Raw genomic sequence first — 12408 nt, 5'->3', positions numbered from 1 at the left:
ATTATCTAAAACCATTGTAAATGCGGGAAAAAGTAAAAACTGTGACCTGCCTCACAAACAGGTACAGCAATATCTTCGACATGAATTGTGAATTACTTAACTTAGCCACATAACTTTCGAAATTAAGACGTGGAGGGGGACACAGGCCCCCCTCCACTCACTGCCCTGCTACCTCTCTATACTCCACTGCGGAGACTGCTTGAAGTGACAGCTGGAGTTGTAACAGCTGCCTGTTGTGTTACGCAGCGGCGGATTGCTCAACTTCGCGCCACTGTAGGTAATGAACTGGCTGACGTTGAACTTCTTGTAATTCTGCTTCATCTTGACCGTCACGTTGCTCACGTTGTATTTGACCGGCAACGTTCTGGCATGTGCCGCAGAGCCGTCTACGTGGCAGGTGAGGCACGGTGCCCAGCCATCCGAAGGCTTGACGCCTGGATTGATATGAGCTGCTACGAGGTGAGCACCACCACCGCCCGAGTAATCCTCGAAGCGTGCGCTTGACCACTGACCCTGCTTACCGAATACAAGAGTCTGTCCCTCTGCGATTTTACGCGGTGCAGGCGGGTAACCATGGCAAGCATCACAGCTGCCGCCGGTGGCATTCATGTCTACGGTGCCGTTATTGTGAGTTGCACCGTTTACCCCGGTGTACTCATGGCAGCTTGCGCATGTCCCCGCCACGATACCAAGATGCGTATCGTTATTTGGCGGATTGCCGTGGCAAGTTGTACAGGAGCCTTCGGGATTCTTGTAACCGAGAACGCTGTCAGCCTGGGCCTGTGTGATAGTGCCACGCGTTACCAGGGTAGCCAGGGCGGTGTTGAGGTCGCCCGTTACGGTGCCGTCCATTACTGCTGCTTCGATGGAGTCTGCGATGATCTGCTTCGCATACGCCGGGTTATGGGCATAAGCGCCCGGTTCGGTAATGAACAGTTTGAGGTTGAAGGTTGCACCCATCAGGTTCGCACCAGCCTGACCCGTGCCCCAGTTCCTGTTGCTGACATACGGGTAGGCATCGGTGACGATGATGGCAGGTGTACGTGCTGCAAGGGCCGCCCTGAGGACGTTGAGGGCGCTGTTGAAGTCAACTCGCTTCGTGTCCAGCGTGACAGCCGGCAGCGATGTGTTGTGACACTTGGTACATGAGGTGCTGGTGATCTTGGTGATCGCACCGTTGGAGGCGGTAGATATCGGCTCGAACGTGTGCTTCTCCCCACTGGTCATGTGACAGGCGACGCAGGGGCCGGTGGTGCCGGTACCGTTGGCGTTACCCATGCCGACCTTGCCGTGAGCGTTGTCCGCAAAGCCAGTGTAGGTGCGGCCGGGGAAGTGGAAAGCAGTTTTGCCCTGTACCGAACCTGCAGCCGACAGGTAGTGCGGCGAAATAAAGGCCAGGTTGGTGAAGTCGGAGGTCCCGACCTTGGACTGAATAGATACGCCGTTGTTCCGGCCGCTGTGGCAGTTGGAACAGATGTTCGACGTGGACATTTCGACGTTCTGGTAGGTGGTTTCTACGTCGAAAGGATTCGAGCGGGTGACGTTGCGTACCGCACCCGAGGCTACGTCGCTGTGGCAGCCACGACAGGTAAGGGTTTCTTTCGACTTGTCAGAAGCAACGCCCCAGGCACTGGTCTTACGTGCAGTCGAGAAGGTTACGAAACCGGTGGTGGTGTGACACTGTACGCAGCCGGCCCTGGTTTTGAAGTCATAGTTGATCCAGGCCAGCCCCGTGGTATCCCCGTGGCTGGAACCGGCCCACTGCTGACGGATCGTCTTGTTGTTTGCAGTGGTGTTGTGGCAGTCAGCGCAGGTAGACTGGGTGGTGATGTACGAGGCCGGGAACTTCGCTCCCGTCAGGTTGTTGAAGTGCGGTGCGCTCGTAAGCAGTGCCGTCTTGTTGACCGTGCCGTTGAGGTGCGTCTCGCCGTTCACGCCGGTGAATACGTGGCAGGTCGAGCAGGTATTTGCTGCAGTGCCGAACGCGGTGTGGGTTGTGGTGGCCGGCGGATTTCCGTGACAGGTTGCACAGGAGCCTTCGGGATCCCTGTAACCGAGAACGCTGTCAGCCTGGGGCTGCGTGATAGTGCCACGCGTTACCAGGGTGGCCAGGGCGGTATTGAGGTCGCCTGTTACGGTGCCCCCCGTTACTGCTGCTTCGATGGAGTCTGCGATGATCTGCTTCGCATACGCCGGGTTATGGGCATAAGCGCCCGGTTCGGTAATGAAAAGTTTGAGGTTGAAGGTTGCACCCATCAGGTTCGCACCAGCCTGACCCGTGCCCCAGTTCCTGTTGCTGACATACGGGTAGGCATCGGTGACGATGATGGCAGGTGTACGTGCTGCAAGGGCCGCCCTGAGGACGTTGAGGGCGCTGTTGAAGTCAACTCGCTTCGTGTCCAGCGTGACAGCCGGCAGCGATGTGTTGTGACACTTGGTACATGAGGTGCTGGTGATCTTGGTGATCGCACCGTTGGAGGCGGTAGATATCGGCTCGAACGTGTGCTTCTCCCCACTGGTCATGTGACAGGCGACGCAGGGGCCGGTGGTGCCGGTACCGTTGGCGTTACCCATGCCGACCTTGCCGTGAGCGTTGTCCGCAAAGCCAGTGTAGGTGCGGCCGGGGAAGTGGAAAGCAGTTTTGCCCTGTACCGAACCTGCAGCCGACAGGTAGTGCGGCGAAATAAAGGCCAGGTTGGTGAAGTCGGAGGTCCCGACCTTGGACTGAATAGATACGCCGTTGTTCCGGCCGCTGTGGCAGTTGGAACAGATGTTCGACGTGGACATTTCGACGTTCTGGTAGGTGGTTTCTACGTCGAAAGGATTCGAGCGGGTGACGTTGCGTACCGCACCCGAGGCTACGTCGCTGTGGCAGCCACGACAGGTAAGGGTTTCTTTCGACTTGTCAGAAGCAACGCCCCAGGCACTGGTCTTACGTGCAGTCGAGAAGGTTACGAAACCGGTGGTGGTGTGACACTGTACGCAGCCGGCCCTGGTTTTGAAGTCATAGTTGATCCAGGCCAGCCCCGTGGTATCCCCGTGGCTGGAACCGGCCCACTGCTGACGGATCGTCTTGTTGTTTGCAGTGGTGTTGTGGCAGTCAGCGCAGGTAGACTGGGTGGTGATGTACGAGGCCGGGAACTTCGCTCCCGTCAGGTTGTTGAAGTGCGGTGCGCTCGTAAGCAGTGCCGTCTTGTTGACCGTGCCGTTGAGGTGCGTCTCGCCGTTCACGCCGGTGAATACGTGGCAGGTCGAGCAGGTATTTGCTGCAGTGCCGAACGCGGTGTGGGTTGTGGTGGCCGGCGGATTTCCGTGACAGCCGTTACAGCTGGCCGTCGGGCTCTTGTAGGCCACGACGCTGTCGGCCTGGACCTGTGTGATCTTGCCTCTGTTTACCAGGTCGGCAAGCGCTGCGGTAATGTCGCCGGTAACAATCCCGTTATTATATGCTGCGTCGATAGAATCAATTATCAACTGACGCGCATACGCCGGGTTGTGGGTGTAGGCAGCGGGGTCGGCATAGAACAGACGATAGTTGTAAGCCGCGCCGTACTTGTTTCTAGCTGCCTCGTTGCCGGTTTTAAGTCCCCACTTGATGACAGTTCCACCGGTAGTGGTGTTGAAGGTCTTTGATGTGCTGTTCCAGATGATCCCCTTGTCGGCAAAGGCTGCCTTAAGGACATCCATGGCGTTGTTGAATGCTACACGCTTGGCATCGAGCGTTGCTGCAGGAAGCGAACTGCTGTGGCAGTTCGTACAGATGGTGGTCTTGATACCGGTGATTGCACCCCCGGCATCAGTAGTGACAGCACCGAACGTGTGCTTATCGGTAGCGGTCATATGGCAGGTAACGCAGGGGCCGTCAGTGCCGGTGTTGTTGGCATTGAGCGTCCCGGCCTTGCTGTGGCTGTTGTCTGCAAGAGTGTAGCTGCGGCCGGGGAATGCGTAGCCGGTTATCCCCTGTACCGTACCCGCTGCGGGCAGATAATGTGCGCCATAGCTCATAGCCGTACTGAAGTTTGTCATTACGGCAACTCTGCGGTTGGCTGCATCCCTGCCGCTGTGGCAGTCGGCGCAGATATTGGAGGTACGCATGTCGGCATTGCGGAACGCAGTATAGCTGCTGAACGTCTTAGCCGGAGTAACCATCCGCACAGCACCTGTGGCCTCGTCGCTGTGGCAGGCACGGCAAGTGATGGTTTCCTTCGTCTTGTCGGAAGCAACACCCCATGCGGAGGTCTTCTTGGCCGAAGAGAAGGCTACGAAGCCTGTGGTGGTGTGACACTGTACGCAGCCTGAGCGCGTCTTGAAGTCAGAAGAAACCCAGGGTGAAGCGGTAGTGGTGCCATGGCCTGAGCCGGCCCACTGCTGACGAATCGTTTGATTGCCGGCCGTGGTGTTGTGGCAGTCCGCACAGGCAGATCTCGAGGTGATGTACGATGCCGGGTATGAGCCGGTGGTAACGTTATTGAAGTGCGGCGCGCTGGTCAGCCGTGCCGATTTATCGATTTTTGTATTTACGTGGGCTGCGTCCGTGTCGATGTGACAGGTCGAGCAGTTATTTGCTGCTGCGCCGAAGGTCTGGTGGGTCGACGTCACCGGAGGATTAGCATGACATGTTCCGCAGGCTCCAGATGCCGGAGTTCCCCAGTTCGGCTTGGTGAAGCTTCCTGCACCGTTACTGTGGCAGTAAAGGTTGCTACAATCACCAGCGACCCTTGAAGACTGCTGGGATGGCAGGTAGCTCGCCTTGGTGGCGGTGCTATACTTTCCAGAAGCGAGTTGCACCTTGATAGCCCGCCCAACCTCGAAGGCATGCGCTGCATCACCATAATTGGTTACGTGACAGGAATTACAGGTATCTGCCGCAGGGACTGAGTTTTTGGAGGCAATGAATGCAGTGTGCTTTGCATGAGCATCCGTGGTCGGAACTGCATCGTGACAAGTGGAACAGACGGCTTCTGAGCGTGCGCCCAGTTTCGGGCTGCCCCAGACAGGAGTTTGTCTCTCGAAATGGCAGTTTGCATTGGAACAGGAACCAAGAACAGGCACAGATGTCTGGTTCTTGAATGCAACAGCCGCCCCACCTACTCTGTATTGAGCCGTAGCCGGAGAATTATTTACATTCGGCTGTAAATTGATCCGCCCATCCATGTGCCCATTGTGGAATCCTGTGACGTTGTGGCACATCGCGCAATCAGTAGCAGTAGCAACTGCCGGCTGGTGAGTCTGGTGATTCCCTTGGAATGCACCCGTACCGATATTTCGGGTGGTGTCGTCCAGCGGGGGCATCCCGTGACAAGAGGCACAGGTCATGCTGTACTGCGCGGCCTGTGCTGCACCTGAAATTGCGACAACTAGACACAAGGCCAACAATCCGACCTGCGCTAATGCCGCCATCCTCCTAAAATAGCTGCTCACAATAATCTCCTCCTTTATCGAATCTACCTGCGAGTCTCTTTTCACTGCGATACCTATCAGCTTCTCGGTTCTCAAACATAATCTCTTTAGCTGGCACGCTGCACCAGCAGATACAGTTCCGTACGGTTTACTCCAGCTCAAATTGTTTGGCCTTTTAACCCAGTAAACCGCGAAATAGCTGCACAATAATATTTAAAGCTAATCGCATCACTGTTAAATCATTGGGGATTTGACTGTTCCATCCTTCTCAGGACAAGTACATATGCAAATATGCATACCAACTACATGGAAATATGCAGATCTTAAAATTATTTTGGAGAAATGAGCCCATTCACATCTTCTTTTTAAACCTATTACTGTCGCTTTGAGGGAGTGTCTGCGCAGGGCGTTCTTCGCTAGGCTTACCTCTCCATGCTCGATATTATGCTGCAGACTAGAACCTGTTTAACGCCGAAAAACGTGAAATTTTAACAAGCACACCCGGCGTTTGATCCAGGCCTACCTGCACATGATAGATACGGCAACTGCCATATCGCTCGGTGGAATAACGCATCATGGGCTAGCCTCAACGTCTATTATATAGCCGGGAGCAGCTAAAACAGGTTGGCATGCGACTGGTTATGACAGGCATCTGCTGTGATCAGAACTAGATCCCGGTACGACCTAATCCGGCAATGCACACGAACGAAAAGACTCGAAATGTCCGCATCGCGCTAATCTTGATCGACACAACCATTCCCGACTCCTGCTTCAATACAAAAAAAGAGGCATGCCCATCCTGGCGCATGCCTCACTATTCCATCTATGTAACAGGTTTACCTATCAGCACTCCAGGGACCGATCAGTCCTGTAGGCTTGAAGTGACAGCCGACGCTGATGCAGGAGCCGGTCTTGTTGACCTCAGGCGGATTCACCAGCCTTGCCCCGGTGTAGGTAGGCAGGACGGCGTCATTGAAGCGCCACCTTGGATCTATTTTAACCGTTACGTTGCTGATGTTCTGCTTGAGGGGCATTCTCATCACGTGAGTCTGCGTATTCGTCATGCTTCCGCCGGTGTGGCAGATGGCACAGGCGTTCCAGCCGTCGCTTGCTTTGGCAGCCGGGTCGACGTGCCACATATGGACACCGCCGCCACCCGAGTAGTCTTCGAACTTGGCGTTGATGAAGTTGTTCTCAACCCCATAGGTCTGCCTGAAGAGGGCAGTGCCCCTTACCTGCTCGGGACCAACGACCGAACTCTTCGGAATCGGCGGATAGCCGTGGCAGGTGTCGCAGGTACCATCACTCGGGCTGAACGCCCCGCCTCTTGCATTATGTGGATGACAGCTGAAACAGTTGCGGTCCGGATGCCCCGTCTCGTCTACACCGGCCCTGAAGTACTTGGTCTTGGTGTGGCAGACCTGGCAGAGACCGCGGTTCGTTACCTTGTTGACTGGCCCGTCACCTCCACCGATCGTGGATCTGTTGGCGAAACTGATGGTCCAGGTAGTGCTGTTTGTGTAAGCAATCTTGGTCCTGACCATGGAGAGGTTGGTAGTGCCGTGAAGATCATGACACTGCGAGCAAGCCATGTCCTGACCATTGGGTACCGCACTTCCGCCCTTCTTGGTGAAGTGCGTGCTCATATTGTAGAAGGGGACATACCCTCTTATCTTGTAGGTACTGCTGTAGTTACGCCATGTCCATCCGGCCTTGATCTTCTGCTCGTCGTTATGGCAGTAAGTACAACCCTTGTTGAAGCCGGTCATGTTGTCGAACACGCGTTTTCTGTGTACGGAGGCACTGGCATCGATATGGGCTGAATCACCGTCATGACAGTCGGCGCAGGTCTTTCTGGCCCCTTCGAATTTTCCGTGGCCCGACTCGGTAGAAAGTTTCTTGGCAGGCGCAGCGATACCGTTAATAACGGACTGGGTTCCGCCGGAGTGACAGCTTTCGCAGGTAACCCTGCCTATCCCTTTCCAGTTGGGAAGGGTGCCGGGGTGACATGTTCCGCATGCCACTGCTTGAAGAGTGTTGTCGAGTTTGCCATCGACATGTGTCGCTGAAAGCTCGCCGGTGTAGGTATGGCACTTGGCACAGGCTACCAGTGTATCAGCACCGAAGACCGGACCGTATACTGCGGAGATATGCGCATTGTGAGCATATCCTGGGGGGTTGGCATGGCAGGAACCGCACTGTCCGGTCGTGCTGACCTTGAAGTCGGGTGTCACAGCCGGAGGACCGCCAGCGGCATTGTTATGACAGTCGAGACATCCATCAGCACCGACTACATCCAAACGTCCATCAACGTGCTTGGCCCTGTCTTTGATAATGGTGGAACCGGTCACTGTTGCGCTATGGCAAGCCTCGCAGTCATACGCCTTGCCCTGCGCCCCGCCTGCTACGTGACGAGAGTGAGCATTGGTTGTAGGTTTGGCATCGTGGCAGAAATTACAGCCAACGGTGTTTTTACCCTGATCCCACGTGGGGTTTTTGTAAACGGCAGGTTGAGCACCGTTGCTGTGGCAGTAGACGTTGTTACAGGTTCCGGGTGAGGCCTTGGTGTAGGTCGCCGCCGATCCAGCCAGGGTGTCGACAGGATCGATGAAAACATCCTGGAACTTGCCGTCCATGTGAGTGTACCCTTTGTGGCACTGGGCACAATCGTATGAATAGTTGCTACTCCCTCCTGCCGCATGCTTTGCATGAGGCGTCTTGGATTCATCTTTGTAAACACCATATTGCGGATCGCTGTAATCGTAAGGGGTATCTGCGTAGCCGTAAGGTCCCCCACCCTTGTCAGACGCTGTCGGCGGGAAGCCGTGGCAGGTTGTGCAGTCGGCAGAGAATCCTTTTTCATGGACGTGACACTTGTTGCAGTAGACGCCACCCTTATTCGTATGCTCAATTCGCGGTGTAGGCACATGACATGCTACGCAGACGCCATACTGGTCCTGGTTGTAGTTCTTGTTGCTCACATCCTGGAAAAGGACCCTTTTGTTCCTGACCGCTCCATAGGTAGTGGAGATATTCATGTAACGGTTGATGAGGTACACGTTTTTAAGCGCGGTCGGATCTGCCGGATCGTACTCCACATGGCCACCGTGGCAGTCAGCACATTGAACGTTCTGGTTTTTCTTGCCGTTGTGATTCTTAACCTTGGCCAGAGTGTTAGCAGGGTCGTCTGCAGACTTGTGACAATTGGTACAGATGTTTCTGTCGTTGGCCGTTCCACCGCGAAGATCGGTCTTCAGCAGGTTGCCCTGTGAGCTGGAAAGGCGTCCCATCACGAGACTGGAGAAATTATCATAGGTGCGGCTATTGGAATCGACATAGTGGATGCCGTGACAGGTGGTACAGAGGATTTTACCCCCCTTCGTCCCAAGCTGAGAAGTCTTGTTATCAGGGTTTGAGTTGAGGGGGCGCGGATAGTACTGACCCGGGAAGAGCTTCGGCTTCGATGTAGCGCTTGTGTACGAGACGTTAACCGGATGGGTACCTTCGAGGTGACTCGTGGTATTGCGGGGCCTGTGACAGTCAAGACACATGTCGTCGATCTGGGCTCGCAGGTAAGGCTTGTTAGTGTTTACGAGTTTGACGTTATGGCAACGCGTACAACTGACAGTGCCGAGAAGCGCGTAACCTTCGTTTGTACGGGGATTCAATGCATCGGTAGTCGGAGGAACCGCTCCGGCAGCAGGTACCGTATCGGACCCTACCCACTTGTGGGAAAGCTGCATGGCATCCTTCTTGCCGTTGAGACCCGGGTCATTCTTGTACGGGTTGGCCATGTCGCCGTAGCTGAATGAGCGAACATAATAATCGCCTGTATAGAGGTCCACGTTGCCCGGCTTATGACAACCGACACAAAGGTTCGAGTACCTGCCTGAGACACCCAGGTCCTTGTGTGTACTTGCCTTATGACAAGTCGCACATTCATAAGGCTGATGCAGCTCGTGGCCGTCCGCAGCCAAGACCACAGAGGGCATCAGCAACAGAACAGTGGCGAAAATCAGATATTGGACTGCCGATCTTTTCATAGCACGCTCCTAGCAAAGCATGTGATTATCAACGTGAATCTACCTTCAGCTACGGCGTGGGCTTCTTCCACCATTCCGGCGGAAGGGTATTGGCCCTACGCAGAGTAAGAATACAATCGGCAAGGTCGATCTGACCACTCGGATTGATCTGCCCCGCCTGGAGCGGGCCGATGTCGCAGTGAGCAACTTCGAGATTTGTCGCCGCTCTTCCAGCGACTATATCGAGACACACAAGCACGTCATCGGAGTTGACAGAACCTCCTACGCTTCCATTACAATTGCCGTCCGGCCGGGCTGCAGACCTGGTCGTCACGTTTCCGGCCTGATCCGTAGCGGCAACAACAAGACTGAAGAGATCGTAATTCTGCCCAAGCACCGCATCGAATCCGCCGTGGGTATAGGATACTGTGCCGACCGGCTGGTTGCTCAGGTTAGTGACAACGACCTTAGCACCAGGCTCAACCGTACCGGAGACAGCCGAAGCATTAGTCACCGGAGTTTCACCACTGTATGCATACTGAGTGGCGAGAGCGGGGGGCGTAGTATCGGCAATTACGCTTCTGGTGGAGATAGAGGTTTTTCCACTCCCATCAGCAGCAGCAAACACAACAGAATATGTACCCTCTTTTGACAGGGGGGCATTAAAAGTAAAGGCGCCATTGTCTACATTAACCTTGCTGCTTACCCCGTTGAGTGTAGCAGTGAGAGAAGTGACGGTGCTGTCAACCGTGCCTGCAATGGCCACGGAAGCTGCCTTGGTGGCAGCATCCTGCTTTGGAGACGCAACAGTCAGATCAAGCGCAGCCGGCTGGTAATATACTGTGCGCTTGACAGCGGATGTCTTTCCGCCTGCGGTGCATTCGACGACGAGATTGTTGTATCCCTCCACCAGGTTAACTGATGAAATCGTCCAATTGAGGCCATCAACGTTTGCATCCACTCCACCCAATTTGCAGGTTGCGACGCGATCCACACTTCCTGCGAGCGAAAGGCTGGAGGTTTTGGTGGTTATTCCATCCGCCGGAGCATCAATAGTAACAACCGGCGCATTCATATCGAGATTTACCGTCTGAGGCAGCGTGGTTCTTTCATTGCCAACCCGGTCTATAGCCTTGACGGAGAATATATTTCCCGCCGAGCCGGTGTTGTTGAGAACAAACGGAACACTGAAGACACCATTGACCACCGCGACATCCTGAGGAGCCTGACCGTTGAACTCGACAGTGACCTTATCAAGATGCGGATCAGCAACAGTGCCTATTACGTTGTGAACCTGGGTACTCGTGGATTTCCCATCCCCAACGGCATAGACGGTAACGTCCGGGGCAGTCGTATCAAGGATTATGCTCGCGGACCCGGTAGAGGAGGCTCCTCCATCGGTGACGGTGAACTGAACGAGAGTCGGCGCCGGCCCCTCAGCCAGGGTAACGAGACATCTCCAGGTAGTTACAGTAGGGTAGGAACACGTAGCGGCAAGGTTTACATCAACAGTTGCGCCTACAGGCCGCTCCCCCTCGAACGGATAGGGGTTGACCTTTGTCAAGCCGTCCCAGCTCTGAATGCGGAATGGAGAATTTGTATAGTAAATGGTTACGGTTTTTGTAGTCTTATTTCCAGCAAGGTCAACCGCCTCAGCCGTAATTGCGTTGGCCCCCGGCGCAAGACCGGCGATGGCCGTCCTCCAGTTCTGGGCGTCGAGATACTCGGTTTTACCTACCTTTGCGACAGTATTGATGGTCAGACGAAGAGTTACATCGGCCCCCTCACGGGTACCGTTAATGGTTATGTCGGGCACGCTTACGTTATTGGCTGACACCAGAATCTCGAACTGAGGAGGGGTCACGTCACTGGCCACAGGATTACTGCCGCCATCAACTGGATACATGGTAACGTTGCCGAAGCCATTGGAGACAATGAGCCGACTGTTTGCAACGTCAAACGCTGCCGCCGCCGGATTGATCAGGTTTCCCGTGCCAGTCCCGTAGCGCCCGACAAACCCCTGCGACAACCAGGAAGCATCCATAACCTGTACGCCGTGATAGGAATCGACTACATAAAACCTCTCCACGACCCTGTCCGCCGCCGCACCATCAGTGTACTCGACCGCAATACCCTGAGGCATCAGAAATTCATTCATGTTGACGCCAAACCTGCCGATCACGCTCTGAATGACCCCCGAACCGTCGAAGATAGCTATCCTGCCGCCACCCGTATCGGCGACCGCAAATCGGATACTACGCAAGGGGCCTCCGCCAGGCCTCTCATCAACAAGAACTATGTCCGTCGGCATCAGAAAATCAACATAACCGGGACGGGTCGGCTCCGGAGGAGCAATGTTCGTCCCATAACTCTTGTTGGCATAGCTTCCGTCAGACGCAAAAACCTTTACAAGCTTGGCTCCGCTGTCGACAACATGAATCTCCTTAGTGACCGGGTGAACGGCGATACCGTTTGCGAACTTGAGATCGCCACCCGTCAGCCGACGGACCTCACTGCCGTTATTGTTATACTCAATAACCTGATTGCCCTGGGAAACGAGAATGTTCCCGTCATCCTTCACCAGAACCCGCTGAGGAACCCCCACGGTTTTTATAAACATCGTCGGCACACCGAACTTGCTTAAGCGCACGACGCCGCGTCGGCCGGCATCCGCCACGAAGATGTTACCCTCGCCGTCCAGCGCCACGCCAAGAGGCGTCTTCACCCCATCCGTAAGCACACGGATGCTTGAAGGCGCAATTACTGGCGGGCCGGCAAACGATACTGCAGGCAGTGAAATAACCGTCAATGCCAGCGAGATGACCAGTGTTGCGAGGTTTTTCGGTGAGCTGAGTCCCATTTTATATCCCTCCGAAACTATTGGAGATTTTTGCAGACCGTATAGTTCATAAAAGTCGTGCTGCGAAGATTACCCAGGACAAATGCAATCAAGATGCCCAGTCCCGGCCACGCCGCTCTCTTTTTC

The 12408-nt window shown here is 55.0% G+C and carries 3 protein-coding genes; all 3 read right to left on the bottom strand.

The features are described 5' to 3' along the window. Positions 1–168: 168 nt before the first annotated feature. The 3 genes from CFB04_RS16600 to CFB04_RS16590 all read right to left on the bottom strand — a co-directional run bounded on the left by CFB04_RS16600 (position 169) and on the right by CFB04_RS16590 (position 12282). A complete protein-coding gene (locus CFB04_RS16600) occupies positions 169–5496 on the bottom strand; it encodes a CxxxxCH/CxxCH domain-containing protein (protein ID WP_088536431.1) in 5328 nt (1775 codons plus the stop codon). A gap of 740 nt (positions 5497–6236) precedes the next feature. Continuing rightward, positions 6237–9443, bottom strand: coding sequence for a CxxxxCH/CxxCH domain-containing protein (locus tag CFB04_RS16595; RefSeq protein ID WP_088536430.1), 3207 nt, complete (start codon positions 9441–9443; stop codon positions 6237–6239). 49 nt (positions 9444–9492) lie between these two features. Beyond that, positions 9493–12282 (bottom strand): hypothetical protein, encoded by a 2790-nt coding sequence (locus tag CFB04_RS16590; RefSeq protein WP_088536429.1) that lies wholly within the window; start codon positions 12280–12282, stop codon positions 9493–9495. Positions 12283–12408 lie beyond the last annotated feature (126 nt).

The organism is Geobacter sp. DSM 9736, from assembly GCF_900187405.1.
Taxonomy (GTDB): Bacteria; Desulfobacterota; Desulfuromonadia; order Geobacterales; family Geobacteraceae; genus DSM-9736.
The sequence above is the reverse complement of the archived record's forward strand: the minus strand, read 5'-3'. Positions and strand labels throughout refer to the sequence as shown.